The following is a 17,450-nucleotide window of genomic DNA, read 5'->3' as shown; positions in this document are numbered from 1 at the left end:
ACGCCGCGGCACATCGTCGAATCGTCGGCTCGTCAGAAATCGAACCCCGGCCCGCCCGCACCCGGGCCGCCCGGCGCCGCGGCCGGCGCCGCATCCTTCGGCGCCTCGGACACCGTCGCATCGGTCGTCAGCAGCAGCCCGGCCACCGACGCCGCATTCTGCAGTGCGGTGCGCGTGACCTTGGTCGGATCGAGCACGCCCGATTCGACGAGATCGCCGTATTCGCCGGTCTGCGCGTTGTAGCCGAAATTGCCCGAACCTTCTGCCACCTTCGCGACGACCACGCTCGCTTCCTCGCCCGCGTTCGTGACGATCTGGCGCAGCGGTTCCTCGAGCGCGCGCAGCACGATCTTGATGCCCGCGTCCTGGTCGGCATTCGCACCCTTGAGTTCGCGGATCGCCTGCCGCACGCGGATCAGCGCGACGCCGCCGCCCGGCACGATGCCTTCCTCGACGGCCGCGCGCGTCGCGTGCAGCGCGTCGTCGACGCGGTCCTTCTTCTCCTTCACCTCGATCTCGGTCGCGCCGCCGACCTTGATCACCGCGACGCCGCCCGCGAGTTTGGCCACGCGCTCCTGCAGCTTTTCACGATCGTAGTCGGAGGTCGCCTCGTCGATCTGCACGCGGATCTGCTTCACGCGCGCCTCGATGTTCTTTGCATCGCCCGCGCCGTCGATCACGGTCGTGTTTTCCTTGCCGACCTCGATGCGCTTCGCCTGGCCGAGTTCGGCGAGCGTCGCCTTCTCGAGCGTGAGTCCCGTTTCCTCCGCGACGACTTGCCCGCCGGTCAGGATTGCGATGTCCTCGAGCAGCGCCTTGCGGCGATCGCCGAAGCCCGGCGCCTTGACCGCGACCGTCTTCAGGATGCCGCGAATGTTGTTCACCACCAGCGTCGCGAGCGCTTCGCCCTCGACGTCTTCCGCGATGATCAGCAGCGGCCGGCCGGATTTCGCGACCTGTTCGAGCACGGGCAGCAGGTCGCGGATGTTCGAGATCTTCTTGTCGTGCAGCAGGATGTACGGGTTCTCGATCTCGGCGATCTGCTTGTCGGGATTGTTGATGAAATACGGTGACAGGTAGCCGCGATCGAACTGCAGCCCTTCGACGACGTCGAGCTCGTCGGCGAGCGACTTGCCGTCCTCGACGGTGATCACGCCTTCCTTGCCGACGCGGTCGATCGCTTCGGCGATGCGCTGGCCGATCGATTCCTCGCCGTTCGCGGAGATCGTCGCGACCTGCGCGATCTCCTTGCTCGTGGTGGTCGGCTTGCTGATCGTCTTCAGCACGTCGACGGCCGCTGCCACGGCCTTGTCGATTCCGCGCTTCAGGTCGAGCGGATTGAGCCCGGCCGCGACGTACTTCTGGCCTTCGCGCACGATCGCTTGCGCGAGCACGGTGGCCGTCGTCGTGCCGTCGCCGGCGGCATCGCTGGTGCGCGACGCAACTTCCTTCACGAGTTGCGCGCCGATGTTCTGCAGCTTGTCCGCGAGTTCGATTTCCTTCGCGACTGACACGCCGTCCTTCGTGACGACGGGCGCGCCGAAGCTGCGCTCGAGCACGACGTTGCGGCCTTTCGGCCCGAGTGTGACTTTCACCGCGTTCGCGAGAATGTTGACGCCTTCGGTGAGCTTCGTACGCGCGACGTCGCTGAAAATGATTTCCTTTGCTGCCATGATTGCGCTCCGTTATTGATTGACGACCGCGACGATGTCTTCTTCGCGCAGCACGAGGAATTCGTTGCCGTCCACCTTGACGGCCTGGCCTGCGTACTTGCCGAACAGCACGCGCTCGCCGACCTGCAGGTCGGGCACGAGGCGCTGGCCGTCGGCGTCCTTGCGGCCGGGGCCGACAGCGATCACTTCGCCCTGGTCGGGCTTTTCCGCGGCGCTGTCGGGGATCACGATGCCCGAGGCGGTGGTGGTTTCCTGGTCGAGTCGCTTCACGATGACCCGGTCGTGCAAGGGGCGTAGGCTCATCTGTCCGTCCTGTTCTGTTGCGTCGAGATTGGTTGGCACTCTTTATCGGAGAGTGCTGACGAGTATAGGAACGCGTGGTGGCGCGATCCAATAACGGATTCGGAAAAGCATTTGCTTGGATGCGCTATGGATGCGTAGCGGGCGTCGGCGTGGAGCGCAAGCGTATGATTCCGACATCGCACACTCGCCCCGGGGAGTCCATGAGCGTGGCAACGACACCGGAAGCCGGACGTCAGCCGGGCTGGCTGCGTTTCGCCCCCGCGCTGTTCCTGCTGCTGTGGGCGAGCGGCTTCGTGTTCCTGAAGCTCGGGCTGCGCGACGCGGATCCGCTGACGTTCCTCGCGCTGCGCTATGCATGCGTGGTTGCGTTGCTCGCCGGGCCGTTCCTGTGGCTGCGTCCCGCATTGCCGCGCACACGCGACGAATGGCGCAATCTCATCGTCGTCGGCTTGCTGCTGCAGGCCGGCTATTTCTCATTTACCTATCTGAGCCTGAAGCACGGGATGTCGGCCGGCGCCGTCGCGCTCGTCACGTCGCAGCAGCCGATTCTCGTCGGGCTGCTCGCGCCGATGATCGCCGGCGAGCGCGTCGGCGTGATGCGCTGGATCGGCCTCGCGCTCGGCGCGGCCGGCGCGGTGATGGTGATCCTCGCGCGTTCGTCGGTTGCGGTGTCGTCGTCGTGGGCGCTGGCGTTCGCGCTGCTGGCGCTCGCGTGCATCACCGGCGGCACGCTGTGGGAAAAGCGCTTCGGCACTGACGTCCATCCGGTCACGGCGAACCTTGTGCAATACACGGTCGGCCTCGCGGTGACCGCGCCGCTCGCGTTCGCGCTCGAACCGATGCACGTGCACTGGACCGCCGGCCTCGCCGGTTCGCTCGCGTACCTCGTGATCTGCAATTCGCTGATCGCGATCTCGCTGCTGCTCGCGATGGTGCGATACGGCGAAGCGTCACGCGTGTCGGCGCTGTTTTTCCTGATTCCGCCGGCCGCCGCGTTGATCGCGCTCGTCGTGCTCGGCGAGACGATCGGTACGCTCGCATGGCCCGGCATGGCGCTTGCGGCCGGCGGCTTGTATCTGGTGATGCGGTATTGAGCGAGCGGCACGGGACACGTCGATCTCGTAACACAATTTATAGGTTCTGATGCGTGGGTGTCTTTGTGTGCGTGCGCGCGGTATGCCTCCACCCTGTTCGTGCCCAACCCGCGGTCCGTAGCGCCTCGCCGGCGTCTTGCAACGCGCCCATGTCCGCTTTCGGCCTGGCCGAGTGACGGGTCCGTTCCGTTCCATGAAAGCCGCGAGGTTGTCGCATCGTGTTTCGAAAAGTAGATTCGCCCGACGGTAACACCGGAGGGTCGAATGACTTCGATTGCGATCGAGTTGGGTTCGGGAAAGCGCGCGATGCTGACACGCGCGGGAGGTGCGCCGTTGTCGGCCAAGCAACGCGCTGCGGTCTCCGAATTGATGCTGCACTGGCCGAGGTACGTGGGCCTGACGACGAACGCGATGACGTACTTGCGGCAATTGGGCCTTGACGCATTCCGTGGTGCCCCGCTCGATGTGCTCCGGTCTGCCATCGAGGACGGCCGACTCATGGTCGAGATCGAGCGTCCAGCGGTTGCTGGCGGCGCTTGTGGTGATCTGCCGTCCACGCCGCCTTTCCCACGGGCGAATCGGTTCGCCCGTGTGGCGCCGCAGGCGTCGCTGCCGGTAGACAAGCCTATTCCGAGTTGGGCGCGACCAAGTGATGTATCGGCCGATGAGTTGATAAGCTACCTGGAAAGCGTCCTGGGGAACGCAGACAGCGGCGGCGCCGGTACGGCAACCGGGCTGGTTGGTACGCCGTTCGGCGACGCCGCACCGTTCTTGCCGCGGGACTTGCCTTTGCGCGACGATTCGTTGAATCTGGCCGCGCGTCGGCCGAACGAAGGGTTGGAGGCTGGCTGCATGGAGAAATACGAAGCGGCTATCGAGTTGTGCAATCGGCTGGCAAAGGTCATGGGCGGCCTTGCCGGTCTCGCACTGTGCAAGCAGAATGCGTTTATGGATTACCAAGAGTGCAGGGGATTCTAAATGGCTAAGCATTCGCCTTATGCCGTCGTGGTGATTTACGACGAAGACCAGCAAAGACTGACCGTAAAAGCGGCCGATCCGGACAAGCTCGCGCCGCAATTACAAGGCGTTCTCGAAATGCCGATCCTGTTGGACGAGTTCGACTATCGGATAGATGACGAGTTTGCGCGTCGCCTGGGTGCCGCAATGCTGAATCTCATCGCTGCCGGTCAGCCCGGCATCGAGAAATACATGAGTGTGACGCTTGAACCTATTCCGAGGCGGGGCGACGGCAGCCCCTGATGCTCGTAGAGGAATGCGACATGAGCAAACCGAGACGCGCAACCATCGTGTTTTACGACGAAGACACAGAACAGGTTACGTTGTGCACTGTGTTTCGCAAGGACGTGCAGGCCGTGCTTGATCGCGAAATGAATGCAGGCGTCGCCATCACGATTCCGCCACATGCCGAACCGATCGATGGGTGCCCGATTACAGATGAGGACGCGCGGCGACTATGCGGCATGGCACTGCTGATGCAGGCGGGCGTGCATCCTGAATTGCGCGAACGGCTCAAATTCGCGGCCGGGTCCGTCGACTGGTCGCCGGTTGGGCGTCCGGACGCAGACTGAGGATTCAGTGCATGAGCCGCAGGATTGCCGCGACGATCCTGCCAAAGATGCTGGATCATTGCCTGCCGTTTTCCTGCGGTTTGATAGCCAGTCCTATCGTTCGATTCCCTTCACTCGCTCCGGCGTTGAATGCCCGCGTAACGCACGGGTTGAGCAACGCCCGCGACGACGACCGTACGCATTTTCCCCGCCTGACGCACAATCGATCGCGTCATGCATGCGCTGCGCGCGCGAGCGCGCACCGCACCGTCTTCGATTCTTTCGTCAGAGGCACGAATCATGTCATCCCGCACCTATCTCGTTACCGGCGCGTCGCGCGGCATCGGCCTCGCAACCAGCACGCTGCTCGCTCGGCGCGGCCATCGCGTCATCGGTCTCGCGCGACATGCGCAAGGCATCGACTTTCCCGGCGAACTGATCGCGTGCGATCTCGCCGATATCGAACGGACGGCCGCGATGCTCGCCAACATCGGCGAGTCGGACGAGATCGACGGCATCGTGAACAACGCGGGCATCGCGTTGCCACAGCCGCTCGGCAAGGTCGATTTCGCATCGCTGCAGGCGGTGTTCGACCTCAACGTGCGCGCAGTGATCCAGGTCACGCAGCATTTCGCCGACGCGATGAAGGCACGCGGATATGGCCGCATCGTCAACGTATGCAGCCGCGCGATCTTCGGCAGCCTCGATCGCACCGCGTATTCGGCCGCGAAAAGCGCGCTCGTCGGTTGCACGCGTACGTGGGCGCTTGAACTCGCCGAGCACGGCGTGACAGTCAACGCGGTCGCGCCGGGCCCGATCGAGACGGAACTGTTTCGCCAGACGAGGCCGGTCGGCAGCGAAGCCGAACGCAAGGTGCTGGCAACGATCCCCGCACGCCGTCTCGGCACACCGCACGATGTGGCCGCGGCGATCGCGTTCCTGCTGTCGGACGATGCAGCCTTCGTCACGGGGCAGGTGCTCGCGGTGGATGGCGGCGGCAGCCTCGGCGGACGCAGCTGACGCAACACAACCATCGCGGCGCGCGTCGTAAAACACGAGCCGTGCCGCATATTCTCCTGCCCCGTTAGCATGTGACGAATCCGACTTTGGGCGCCGCGCGGGCGACGCTAAGATCGCCGATCCCGTAGATCGTGCGATCAACAACAATGAAAAAGTCCGCTTCGTCCTTGCTTGCCGTTCGTTTCCGTGTGGTCTGCGCCGCGATCGCGGGTGCGCTGTCGCTTGCGTCGTGCGGCGGCGTCGACAGCGATCCGCCGCCGCAGGCGAATGCGACGCCCGCGGCCAAGCGCCCGAACATTCTGTACATCATGGCCGACGATCTCGGCTATTCCGACATCCATGCATTCGGCGGCGAGATCAACACGCCGAACCTCGACGCGCTCGTCGCGTCGGGCCGCATCCTGTCGAACCATCACACCGGCACCGTATGCGCGATCACGCGCGCGATGCTGATTTCCGGCACCGATCACCACCTCGTCGGTGAAGGCACGATGGGCGTGCCGACCGACGAGCGGCGCGGCCTGCCGGGCTACGAGGGCTACCTGAACGATCGCGCGCTGTCGTTCGCGCAACTGCTGAAGGACGCCGGCTATCACACGTACATCGCGGGCAAGTGGCACATCGGCTCGGGGATCGTCGGCAGCGCGACGGGCAGCGGACAGACGCCGGACCAGTGGGGCTTCGAGCGCAGCTACGTGCTGCTCGGCGGCGCCGCGACGAACCATTTCGCGCACGAGCCGGCCGGCTCGTCGAACTACACGGAAGACGGCCGCTACGTGCAGCCCGGCCAGCCCGGACAACCGGGCGGCGCGGGCGGCAGTCCGGCCGTGTTCTACTCGGCGGACTTCTATACGCAGAAGCTGATCGCGTACATCGATTCGAACAAGCGGGACGGCAAGCCGTTCTTCGCGTATGCGGCCTACACGTCGCCGCACTGGCCGCTGCAGGTGCCGGAGCCGTGGCTGCACAAGTACGCGGGCGTGTACGACGCCGGCTACGACGCGATCCGCAACGCACGCATCGCACGGCAGAAGGCGCTCGGTCTGATTCCGGCCGACTTCAAGCCGTTCGACGGCCTGCCCGAAACGACGTCGGCGTCGCCGGCAACGGCGAACAACGGCACCGCGAACGCGAAGTACATCAGCGCCGTGCATTCTGCCGCCGACGGCTATGCCGACTACGGCACCGGCAAGGTCGACAAGCTGTGGGCGAGCCTGAGCTCGGCCGAGCGCCGTGCGCAGGCGCGCTACATGGAGATCTACGCGGGGATGGTCGAGAACCTCGACTACAACATCGGCCTGCTGATTCAGCACCTGAAGGACATCGGCGAATACGACAACACGTTCATCATGTTCCAGTCGGACAACGGCGCGGAAGGCTGGCCGATCGACTCGGGCGCGGACCCGACGGCGACCGACACCGCGAACGGGCAGGAGCCGATCTATTCGACCCTCGGCACCGACAACGGCAAGCAGAACGCGCAGCGGCTGCAATACGGGCTGCGTTGGGCCGAAGTGAGCGCGGCGCCGTTCCGGCTCACGAAGGGCTATTCGGGCGAAGGCGGGGTGTCGACGCCGACGATCGTGCGTCTGCCCGGGCAGACGCAGCAGTTGCCGACGCTGCGCGCGTTCACGCACGTGACCGACAACACGGCGACGTTCCTCGCGCTCGCGGGCGTCACGCCGCCGTCGCAGCCGGCGCCGCCGCTCGTGAACACGCTGACCGGCATCGACCAGAACAAGGGCAAGGTCGTCTACAACAACCGCTACGTGTATCCGGTGACGGGGCAGTCGCTGCTGCCGGTGCTGACCGGCTCCGCCACAGGTGAAGTGCATACGACGCCGTTCGGCGACGAAGCCTACGGCCGCGCGTACCTGCGCAGCGCCGACGGTCGCTGGAAGGCGTTGTGGACCGAGCCGCCGCTCGGCCCGCTCGATGGTCACTGGCAGCTGTACGACCTCGCGGCGGATCGCGGCGAGACGACCGACGTGTCCGCGCAGAACCCGTCGGTGATCGGCACGTTGGTCGACCAGTGGAAGACCTACATGAGCAACGTCGGCGGCGTCGAGCCGTTGCGTCCGCGCGGCTACTACTGAGGACGACACGATGCGGTTGCGCTTCTGGACGCTCGGCGCGGCGCTCGCGGCCACGCTGTTCGCGGCTGCGTTCGCGGCCGGCTATGCGAGCCCGTCGGCGTCGCCCGCCGGCGCCTTCGACGACGCGAATCGCGGCCGCCCGCTCGCGCCGCTCGGCTCGGAGCGGCAGTGCGAGCGCTACTCGGGCCTGCCCGCGGCGTGGCGCGACGACCCGAAGGCCGGGATGGTGCACCTGAGCGGCGGCGCGTTCGTGTTCGGCAGCACGCGCGGTTATGCGGACGAGCGTCCGATCGGCGACGGCAGGACGCATGTCGGCGGCTTCTGGATCGACCAGACCGACGTGACGATCGCGCAGTTCGCCGCCTTCGTGAAGGCGACCGGTTACGTGACCGAGGCGGAGCAGCAGGGCAGCGCGGCGGTGTTTCACGTGCCGGCGCGCGACGAGCTGAATGTACGTGACCTCGCGTGGTGGAGCTGGGTGAAGGGCGCGTCGTGGCGGCAGCCGCGCGGCCCGGGCAGCAGCGTCGATGAGCTCGGCAACCTGCCGGTCACGCTCGTCACGCAGCGCGACGCGCTCGCGTATGCGCACTGGCTCGGCCGCGACCTGCCGACCGAAGCCGAATGGGAATACGCGGGCAAGGCCGGTCGCGACGACGCGTCGCTCGACGCGGCGCCGCGCGACGCGCAGGGCAAGCCGGCCGCGAACTACTGGCAGGGTGCGTTCCCGGTGCTCGATACGGCCGAGGACGGCCATGCGGGCCTGGCGCCGGTCGGCTGCTACGCGGCGAACGGCTTTCACCTGTACGACATGATCGGCAACGCGTGGGAATGGACGAAGGACGCGTACACGGGCCCGCATCAGTCGCACACGAACGGCGACACGGCGGCCGTCGCGCCGCCGACGCGCCGGCACGACACGCCGATGGTGATCAAGGGCGGCTCGTTCCTGTGCTCGCGCGACTACTGCGTGCGTTATCGCGCGTCGTCGCGCGAACAGCAGGAAGCCGATCTCGGTGCGTCACATATCGGATTCCGTACGATTCTGAGGGATGCATCGTGAAACGCGTCGCGCATTGCGTCGCCGTATGGCTGGCCGTTGTATGCGGCCTCGTTCATCCGGATTGGGCCGTTGCCGCGGAAACCACCACGCGCACGGTGCGCGTCGGCGTGACGCGCGGCGTGCATGCGGAGATCCTCGACGCGGTGAAACGCGTCGCCGCCACGCGCGGGCTCGATGTCGACGTCGTCGAATTCGACGACGCGTCGCGCATCGATGCCGCGCTTGCGGACGGCAAGATCGACGCGGCGAGCTTCGAGGATGCACAGCGCCTCGCCGCCACCCGCACGGCGAAAGGCTACGCGCTGAGCGCCGTCGCACCGACCGTCACGCTGCCGATGGCGCTCTATTCGCGAAAGCTGAGGAGTCTGAACGAACTGCAGCCCGGCGCGACGGTCGCGATCCCGGCCGATCCGCGTGGAATGGCCCGTGCGCTCGTGCTGCTGCAGAACGACACGCTGGTGACGCTGCGCGCCAAGGTCGGCCTGCATGCGACGCTGCGCGACGTGACCGGCAACCGGCTCGCGCTGAAATTCGTTGCGCTGCGTCGCGACCAGCTCCATGCGGCGCTCGACTCGGCCGCGTTCGTCGCGATCGACAGTGACGACGCCACGCGCATGGGCCTGCAACCGGCGCGCGACAGCATCAACCTCGAGGACGCGCGCTCGCCGTATGCGAACGTGCTGACCGTGCGCGAGGCCGATCATACGAAGCCGTGGGTCGCGCAGCTCGTCGCCGCGTATCACTCGGACGACGTCGCGCATTTCATTCTGACGCGCTATCAGGACTCGGTGCGGCGGCCGTGGTAGACGACTACCGCCTCACGGCAACGCGTGCGGCCGCTGCTGCAACAGCGCGCCGACGCTGTCGTTGCGCGAACTGTTCCGGCATCGGCATCGCTTCATCGGCGCACTGACGGTGCCGACCGCCACGGTGGCCACGTCGCACGTGAGGAAAGCGGCACGCGATGCGTGCCTTACACTTGACGCTCTTTCAATCGTCTCCCAACGGAGCGCGCATGTACGCATCGACCTTCATTTTCCGCGCCGGGCAATACGACGACGAATTCCATCGGCTCGACCAGCAGATCGCCGACATGGCGCGTGCGACACCCGGCTATCTCGGCGAGGAAACCTGGGAGAACGCCGAAGCCGGGCTGATTCAGAACGTCTACTACTGGGAATCCGAGGCGGCGCTGCAGCAGCTGATCCAGCACCCCGCGCATCGGGAAGCGAAGGCGAAGCAGGCGCGCTGGCTGGACGGTTATCGCGTGGTGATCTCGCAGGTGCTGCGCGAGTACGGCGACGGCAAGCTCGCGCAACCGCATGCGGGGCAGCCCGCGTGAATTGACTGTCGAATCGGCGCGTCGGGCGTTCTGCGCGAACCGCCGCGCATCCGCCTGCCGCGTCAAAGCGCCTCGACCAGCAACCGGTTGCTCTTTTCGCAGTACTCGTGACACGCGGCACGCGCGGCGATCGATGCGCCGTGCACGAACTTCGGCGCGTCGGCGCGGCGCGACATCGACACGACGATCGACGGCGGCGACGGTTGCAGCGGCAGCTCGACGACTTCGCCGCTCGCGATCAGCGCATCGACGAACAGCACCGGAATCGCGGCGACGCCGAAGCCGTCGCGCACGAGCTGCACGATCACCGAGATCGACGGCGAGCCCGTGATGCGCGTCTCCGACAGCGGCACGCCATGCGCGTGCGCGAGCGTGCGCACGATGTCCTCGAGCGCACGATGCGGCGCGGTCCCGCGCCCGTAGGTGAGGATCGGCTGGCGCAGCACCTGGCGCGCGAGGCCCGTGCGCGTGGTCGGCAGCAGCCCCGCGCGCGCGATCCAGCGCACCGGATAGTTCGCGAGCGCGTCGCAGACGACCGACGCCTCGTCGCTGCCCTCCACCCGAATGATCAGATCGAGCTCGCCGGCCATCAGCCGGCGCTGCAGCACGACGCTGACGTCGACGGTCAGGTCGACCTCCAGTTGCGGATAGTCAGCGGCGAGGCGGCGCAGGTAGTGCGGCAGCCAGCTGTGCACGACCGTCTCGATCACGCCGAGCCGCAGCTTGCCGCGCAGCGCGCTTTCGCCGGCCGCGGCGGCCTGCAGCTCGTGCGTCGCCTCGACGACGGCCTTCGCATAGCCCAGCAGATACTCGCCGTTCGGCGTGAGCCGGAACTCGCGGCTGTCGCGATCGATGAGCACGGTCTGCAATTCATCCTCGAGCGCCTTCAGGCGCTGCGAGATCGCTGCCGGCGTCGCGTGCAGCGCGGTGGCCGTCGTGCGGAAGTTGCGCAGCTTCGCGAGCGTGACGAAGGTTTCGAGAAAACGCGTGTTCATGGCGGTCGGCGGGACGGTGGACGCGCAGCTTGTCGGTGAAGAAAAATGAACGGGACCGGGGAAAACCCGAGGATGCGTTAAGAAATTCTATACACCGGGCGCAAAAAAACTCGTTGGCGGCCAATTTTTTTCTTTTCTATTCTTCGCCGTAACCGCTGACGCAATTGCGTGAGCCCGACGACATCCCCGATCCGCCGACCACCATCATGACGCCTTCCGAATTCCGCCAGTCCGTACGCAGCGGCGCGTTCCGCCAGCCGACCGCCGGCCAGTGCGGCCCGTTCGCGCAAGCGAATCTCGCGATCCTGCCGAACGCGTACGCGCACGATTTCCTGCGCTTTTGTCAGGCGAACCCGAAGGCGTGCCCGCTGCTGGGCGTCGGCGAGCCGGGCGCGTTTCGGCTGGACGTGCTCGGCGAGGATCTCGACATCCGCACCGACGTGCCGAGCTACAACGTATACCGCGACGGCCGCCTGACCGAGCGGGTCGAATCGCTCGAGGCGCTGTGGCGCGACGATTTCGTCGTATTCGCGATCGGCTGCTCGTTCTCGTTCGAGGACATGCTCGCGCGGGAAGGCATCGCGCTGCGTCACATCGAAGAGGGTCGCAACGTGCCGATGTACCGCACGTCGATCCCGAACCGCCGTGCGGGGATCTTCGGCGGCCAGTTGGTCGTGTCGATGCGCCCGCTGCGCGGCGCCGACGCGATCCGCGCGGTGCAGATCACGAGCCGGTTCCCGGGCGTGCACGGTGCGCCGGTCCATATCGGCCATCCGCTTGAGTTGGGCATCGCCGATCTCGGCACGCCCGATTTCGGCGACGCGGTGACGGTGCGCGACGGCGAGCTGCCGGTGTTCTGGGCGTGCGGCGTGACGCCGCAAACCGCGCTGATGGAAGCGAAGCTACCGCTCGCGATCGCGCATACGCCCGGCTACATGCTGATGACCGACATCACGAACGCGTCGCTGGCCGTGTTCTGACCGGTCGGCACCCGCGGCCCGTACGGCCGCTGGGCCGGGCCCGACGCGGCGGAATGCCGCGAGGCGCAGACGATTCGCCCGGCCGCAGGGCAGCACGCAGCTGCGGCCCGACTAGCGCGACGCATGTACGCCCACACACGACACGCACCGCACGTACCACGAGCACGACACGCACCACACGCACCACAAGCCCGGCATTGACCGCACATTTCGACAGGAGCTTCACCATGGAAAGCAAGATCCTCGCGGCGCCCGCCGCCGACCCCGCGGGCCCCGCGCGCAACGGCCTGTTCGGATGGTATGCGGACGCGCAGCCGCGCGAGCGCCGCGCGTTCTGGAGCTGCAAGGTCGGCTACATGCTCGACGGGATGGACACGCAGATGCTGTCGTTCGTGATCCCGACGCTCGTCGCGACCTGGGGCATCTCGCTCGCGGACGCCGGCTTCATCGGCACGATGACGCTGCTCGCGTCGGCGGTCGGCGGCTGGCTCGCCGGCATCCTGTCCGACCGGATCGGCCGCGTGCGCACGCTGCAGCTGACCGTGCTGTGGTTCGCTGTGTTCACCGCATTGTGCGGGCTCGCGCAGAACTATCACCAGCTGCTCGCGGCGCGCGCGCTGATGGGCTTCGGCTTCGGCGGCGAATGGACGGCCGGCGCGGTGCTGATCGGCGAGGTGATCCGCGCGCGCGATCGCGGCAAGGCGGTCGGCCTCGTGCAGTCGGGCTGGGCGATCGGCTGGGGGCTGTCGGCGCTGCTGTATGCGCTGCTGTTCTCGGTGCTGCCGGCCGAACAGGCCTGGCGCGCGCTGTTCCTCATCGGCCTCGCGCCGGCGCTGCTGGTGGTCGTGATCCGCCGCTACGTGAAGGAACCGGACGTCTACGAGAAGGAGAAGGCCGCGCAGGCGCAGGTGGCCGGCAGGCCGCGCCTCACGGAAATCTTCGCGCCGAAGCTGCTGTCGACGACGCTGCGCGCGGCGCTGCTGACGACCGGCGCACAAGGCGGCTACTACGCGATCACGACCTGGCTGCCGACGTTCCTGAAGACGGAGCGGCACCTGACCGTGATGGGCACGGGCGGCTATCTCGCGACGATCATCATCGGCTCGTGGGTCGGCTACCTGACGAGCGCCTACCTGACCGACCGTCTCGGCCGCAAGCCGAACTTCATCCTGTTCGCGCTCGGCTCGATGGTGATCGCGTTCGCCTATACGTCGCCGGTGCTGAACCTCACGAACGCGTCGATGCTGTGGCTCGGCTTCCCGCTCGGGTTCTTCGCGTCGGGCATCTTCTCCGGGATGGGCGCGTTCCTCACCGAGCTGTTCCCGACGCGGGTGCGCGGCTCGGGGCAGGGCTTCTGCTACAACGTGGGCCGCGCGGTCGGCGCACTGTTCCCTTTCCTGATCGGCGCGCTGTCGAAGCACTACGGGCTCGGCGCGAGCATCGGCATCTTCGCGGTCGCCGCGTACGGCGTGATGATCGTTGCCGCGTTGACGCTGCCCGAAACCCGCGGCCGCGAACTCGACGCCGCGTAAGCGGGCGCCGGCCCGCCACCTTACCTCTTCCCTTTGATCGAAGCCCTCACGCGGCGCGCGACGCGCGCCGTGCGGCGGCGCTCGTCCTTCGCTTCAACGACGCATCGAGTTCATCGCCATGACTGACCGACACACTTTCCCCGTTTCTTCCGACGCCGCACGCTGGCAATTCTGGATCGACCGCGGCGGCACTTTCACCGACATCGTCGCGCGCCGGCCCGACGGCTCGCTCGTCACGCACAAGCTGCTGTCGGAGAATCCCGAGCAGTATCGCGATGCGGCCGTGGCCGGCATCCGCCACCTGCTCGGCCTGGCCGACGGCGAGCCGATTACGCCCGAACGCGTCGACATGGTGAAGATGGGCACGACGGTCGCGACCAACGCGCTGCTCGAACGCAAGGGCGAACGCACCGCGCTCGCGACGACGCGCGGCTTTCGCGACGTGCTGCGCATCGCGTACCAGAACCGGCCGCGCCTGTTCGATCTCGACATCGTGCTGCCCGATGCGCTGTACGAGACCGTCGTCGAGGTCGACGAGCGGATCGGCGCGCACGGCGACGTCGTCGTGCCGCTCGACGTGCAACGCGCGGAAGCCGAGCTGCGCCGCGTGTTCGACTCGGGCGTGCAGGCGCTGGCCATCGTGCTGATCCACGGCTATCGCTACACCGCGCACGAGCGCGCGCTGGCCGAACTCGCGCGCCGGATCGGCTTCACGCAGGTGTCCGTGTCGCACGAGGTGTCGCCGCTGATGAAGATGGTGTCGCGCGGCGACACGACCGTGGTCGACGCGTACCTGTCGCCGATCCTGCGCCGCTACGTCGAGCAGGTCGCGCACGAGATGCCCGGCGTGAACCTGCAGTTCATGCAGAGCAGCGGCGGCCTGACGCGCGCCGATGCGTTCCAGGGCAAGGACGCGATCCTGTCCGGCCCGGCCGGCGGCATCGTCGGGATGGTGCGCGCCGCGCGCGCGGCCGGCTTCGACCGCGTGATCGGCTTCGACATGGGCGGCACGTCGACCGACGTGTCGCACTACAACGGCGAATTCGAGCGCGTGTTCGAGACGCAGGTGGCCGGCGTGCGAATGCGCGCGCCGATGATGAGCATCCACACGGTCGCGGCCGGCGGCGGCTCGGTGCTCGGCTTCGACGGCGCGCGGCTGCGCGTCGGGCCCGAATCGGCCGGCGCGAACCCGGGGCCGGCCGCGTACCGGCGCGGCGGCCCGCTGACCGTGACCGACTGCAACGTGATGCTCGGCAAGATCCAGCCCGATCATTTCCCGCGCGTGTTCGGCCCGCACGCGAACGAACCGCTCGACCGCGACGGCGTCGCCGCGAAATTCGCGGCGCTCGCCGACGAGATTCACGCCGCGACCGGGCGGCGCGAGACGCCCGAGGCGCTGGCCGAAGGATTCCTCGAGATCGCGATCGGCAGCATGGCGAACGCGATCAAGAAGATTTCGGTGCAGCGCGGCCACGACGTGTCGCGCTACGTGCTGACGACCTTCGGCGGCGCGGGCGGCCAGCACGCGTGCGGCGTGGCCGACGCGCTCGGCATGACGCAGGTGTTCGCGCATCCGCTCGCGGGCGTGCTGTCCGCCTACGGGATGGGCCTCGCCGACCAGACCGCGATGCGCGAGCGCGCGGTGGAGGCGGTGCTGTCCGACGCGTCGCTGCCGGCGCTGAACGCGACGCTCGACCGGCTGACCGACGACGCGGTCGGCGCGCTGCTCGAACAGGGCGTGCCGCCGGAACGCATCGCGACCGAACGGCGCGTGCACTTGCGCTACCAGGGCACCGATTCCGCGCTCGACGTGCCGGCCGGCAGCGTCGCCGCGATGCAGCAGGCGTTCGAAGCCGCGTACCGGCAGCGTTACGCGTTCCTGATGCCCGGCACGCCGCTGGTCGCCGAACTGGCCTCGGTCGAGGCGATCGGCCGCTCCGATGCGCCCGTCGAGATCGCGCCGCTCGCGCCGCGCGACGAGGGCGCGGCGCCGCAGGCCCACAGCGCGGTGCGGTTCCATTCCGGCGGCCAATGGCATGACGCGGCGCTGTACGTGCGCGACACGCTGCTCGCCGGCGACACGATCGACGGCCCGGCGATCGTCGCGGAGCAGAACGGCACGACCGTCGTCGAACCCGGCTGGCGCGCGCGGATGACCGCGCAGGGCAACCTCGTGCTGACGCGCACGACGCCGCTGCCGACGCGCCGCTCGCTCGGCACCGACGCCGATCCGGTGCGGCTCGAGATCTTCAACAACCTGTTCATGTCGATCGCGGAGCAAATGGGGCTGCGGCTGCAGAACACCGCGTACTCGGTGAACATCAAGGAGCGGCTCGACTTCTCGTGCGCGATCTTCGACGGCGACGGCAACCTGATCGCGAACGCGCCGCACATGCCCGTGCATCTGGGATCGATGGGCGAGAGCATCCGCACGGTGATCGAGCGCAACCGCGGCCGCATGCGCGACGGTGACGTGTTCATGCTGAACGACCCGTATCACGGCGGCACGCACCTGCCCGACGTCACCGTCATCACACCGGTGTTCGCGGACGGCTCGGACACCCCGCTGTTCTACGTCGGCTCGCGCGGCCATCACGCGGACATCGGCGGCACGACGCCGGGCTCGATGCCGCCCGATTCAAAGCACATCGACGAAGAGGGCGTGCTGATCGACAACTGGCAGCTCGTGTCGGCCGGCGAGCTGCGCGATGCGGACACGCGCGCGCTGCTCGCGTCGGGCCGCTACCCGGCGCGCAACGTCGAGCAGAACATGGCCGACCTGCGCGCGCAGGTCGCCGCGAACCAGAAGGGTGTCGACGAGCTGCGGCGGATGGTTGCCCAGTTCGGCCGCGACGTCGTGCTCGCGTTCATGGGGCACGTGCAGGACAACGCGGAAGAAGCGGTGCGGCGCGTGATCGGCGCGCTGCAGGACGGCGCGTACCGCTATCCGCTCGACAACGGCGCGGAGATTCGCGTCGCGATCCGCGTCGACCGCGCGGCGCGGCGTGCCGAGATCGATTTCACCGGTACCTCCGCGCAGCTCGACAACAACTTCAACGCGCCGAAGGCCGTCTGCATGGCCGCGGTGCTGTACGTGTTCCGTACGCTGGTCGGCGACGACATCCCGTTGAACGCCGGCTGCCTGAAGCCGCTCACCGTGATCGTGCCGGCGCGCTCGATGCTGAATCCCGAGTATCCGGCGGCGGTGGTGTCGGGCAACGTCGAGACGTCGTCGGCTGTGACCAACGCGCTGTACGGCGCGCTCGGCTGCGTCGCGTCGAGCCAGGGGACGATGAATAACTTCACATTCGGTAACGCTCAATACCAGTACTACGAGACGATCGCGGGCGGCAGCGGCGCGGGCGACGGCTTCGCGGGCGTCGGCGCGGTGCAGACGCACATGACGAACTCGCGCCTGACCGACCCGGAAGTGCTCGAATGGCGCTACCCGGTGCGGGTCGACTCGCACCGGCTGCGCGCGGGCTCCGGCGGCGGCGGGCGCTGGCGCGGCGGCGACGGCGCGGTGCGGCGGATCCGCTTCCTCGAGCCGATGACAGCGTCGATCCTGTCGAACAACCGGATCCATGCGCCGTTCGGCGCGGCGGGCGGCGAGGCCGGCGCGCTCGGCCGCAACACGATCGAGCGGGCCGACGGCACGGTCGAGACGCTCGAGCATATCGGCCGCGCGCAGATGGCGCCGGGCGACGTGTTCGTCGTCGAAACGCCGGGCGGCGGCGGTTACGGCGCGGCGGGCTGAGCGGGCGCCCCGCAACGCGTGCGGAAGCGG

The 17,450-nt window shown here is 67.7% G+C and carries 15 protein-coding genes and 1 pseudogene; 13 read left to right on the top strand and 3 right to left on the bottom strand.

All coding sequences use genetic code 11. From position 1 onward, the window contains the following. Positions 1 to 32: 32 nt before the first annotated feature. On the bottom strand, positions 33 to 1,673 hold the full coding sequence (gene groL / locus SB771_RS03730; protein WP_175662369.1) for a chaperonin GroEL: 1,641 nt from the start codon (positions 1,671 to 1,673) through the stop codon (positions 33 to 35). Positions 1,674 to 1,685: 12 nt separating this feature from the next. Then, positions 1,686 to 1,976 carry a co-chaperone GroES gene (locus tag SB771_RS03725; RefSeq protein ID WP_006749630.1) on the bottom strand — a complete coding sequence of 97 codons (291 nt, stop codon included), beginning with the start codon at positions 1,974 to 1,976 and terminating at the stop codon, positions 1,686 to 1,688. A gap of 200 nt (positions 1,977 to 2,176) precedes the next feature. Between SB771_RS03725 and SB771_RS03720 the strand changes: the two genes are divergently transcribed. From SB771_RS03720 to SB771_RS03675, 10 genes and pseudogenes are all read left to right on the top strand, one after another. Beyond that, the gene (locus SB771_RS03720) at positions 2,177 to 3,070 is read left to right on the top strand and encodes a DMT family transporter (protein WP_175662368.1); all 894 of its coding nucleotides are present in this window, start codon (positions 2,177 to 2,179) and stop codon (positions 3,068 to 3,070) included. Between the two features lie 264 nt (positions 3,071 to 3,334). After that, entirely contained in the window at positions 3,335 to 4,048 is a 714-nt protein-coding gene (locus SB771_RS03715; protein WP_175662367.1) for a hypothetical protein, read from the top strand. Continuing rightward, positions 4,049 to 4,330 carry a hypothetical protein gene (locus SB771_RS03710; protein ID WP_105831649.1) on the top strand — a complete coding sequence of 94 codons (282 nt, stop codon included), beginning with the start codon at positions 4,049 to 4,051 and terminating at the stop codon, positions 4,328 to 4,330. It begins immediately after the preceding gene. A gap of 20 nt (positions 4,331 to 4,350) precedes the next feature. Then, positions 4,351 to 4,659 carry a hypothetical protein gene (locus SB771_RS03705; protein WP_175662366.1) on the top strand — a complete coding sequence of 103 codons (309 nt, stop codon included), beginning with the start codon at positions 4,351 to 4,353 and terminating at the stop codon, positions 4,657 to 4,659. A gap of 279 nt (positions 4,660 to 4,938) precedes the next feature. Beyond that, a complete protein-coding gene (locus tag SB771_RS03700; protein ID WP_175662365.1) occupies positions 4,939 to 5,658 on the top strand; it encodes an SDR family oxidoreductase in 720 nt (239 codons plus the stop codon). Positions 5,659 to 5,804: 146 nt separating this feature from the next. Then, positions 5,805 to 7,754 carry an arylsulfatase gene (locus tag SB771_RS03695; protein ID WP_175662364.1) on the top strand — a complete coding sequence of 650 codons (1,950 nt, stop codon included), beginning with the start codon at positions 5,805 to 5,807 and terminating at the stop codon, positions 7,752 to 7,754. A gap of 10 nt (positions 7,755 to 7,764) precedes the next feature. Then, positions 7,765 to 8,814: a formylglycine-generating enzyme family protein gene (locus SB771_RS03690; RefSeq protein ID WP_175662363.1), complete on the top strand. Its 1,050-nt coding sequence runs from the start codon at positions 7,765 to 7,767 to the stop codon at positions 8,812 to 8,814. Next, positions 8,811 to 9,620, top strand: coding sequence for a MetQ/NlpA family lipoprotein (locus tag SB771_RS03685; RefSeq protein ID WP_175662362.1), 810 nt, complete (start codon positions 8,811 to 8,813; stop codon positions 9,618 to 9,620). Before SB771_RS03690 ends, SB771_RS03685 begins: the two co-directional genes overlap by 4 nt. Next, a pseudogene (locus SB771_RS03680) lies at positions 9,527 to 9,732 on the top strand (flagellin N-methylase); the annotation flags it as partial. The gene SB771_RS03685 and the pseudogene SB771_RS03680, both read left to right, overlap by 94 nt. 97 nt (positions 9,733 to 9,829) lie before the next feature. After that, positions 9,830 to 10,156 (top strand): antibiotic biosynthesis monooxygenase family protein, encoded by a 327-nt coding sequence (locus SB771_RS03675; protein WP_175662361.1) that lies wholly within the window; start codon positions 9,830 to 9,832, stop codon positions 10,154 to 10,156. Positions 10,157 to 10,218: 62 nt separating this feature from the next. Here SB771_RS03675 and SB771_RS03670 read toward each other — a convergent pair whose 3' ends face one another. Next, a complete protein-coding gene (locus SB771_RS03670; protein WP_175662360.1) occupies positions 10,219 to 11,151 on the bottom strand; it encodes a LysR family transcriptional regulator in 933 nt (310 codons plus the stop codon). 206 nt (positions 11,152 to 11,357) lie between these two features. On the opposite strand from SB771_RS03670, the gene SB771_RS03665 reads away from it, so the two are divergent. The 3 genes from SB771_RS03665 to SB771_RS03655 all read left to right on the top strand — a co-directional run bounded on the left by SB771_RS03665 (position 11,358) and on the right by SB771_RS03655 (position 17,420). Continuing rightward, positions 11,358 to 12,131: a putative hydro-lyase gene (locus SB771_RS03665; RefSeq protein WP_011660204.1), complete on the top strand. Its 774-nt coding sequence runs from the start codon at positions 11,358 to 11,360 to the stop codon at positions 12,129 to 12,131. Positions 12,132 to 12,358: 227 nt separating this feature from the next. Continuing rightward, complete coding sequence (locus tag SB771_RS03660; RefSeq protein WP_175662359.1) at positions 12,359 to 13,663, top strand: MFS transporter; 1,305 nt, start codon at positions 12,359 to 12,361, stop codon at positions 13,661 to 13,663. 118 nt (positions 13,664 to 13,781) lie between these two features. Next, positions 13,782 to 17,420 carry a hydantoinase B/oxoprolinase family protein gene (locus SB771_RS03655; protein ID WP_175662358.1) on the top strand — a complete coding sequence of 1,213 codons (3,639 nt, stop codon included), beginning with the start codon at positions 13,782 to 13,784 and terminating at the stop codon, positions 17,418 to 17,420. Positions 17,421 to 17,450: the final 30 nt, after the last annotated feature.

This window comes from Burkholderia sp. SIMBA_051 (assembly GCF_046534915.1).
Lineage (GTDB): Bacteria > Pseudomonadota > Gammaproteobacteria > Burkholderiales > Burkholderiaceae > Burkholderia > Burkholderia ambifaria.
This window is presented reverse-complemented; position numbering and strand designations above follow the sequence as displayed.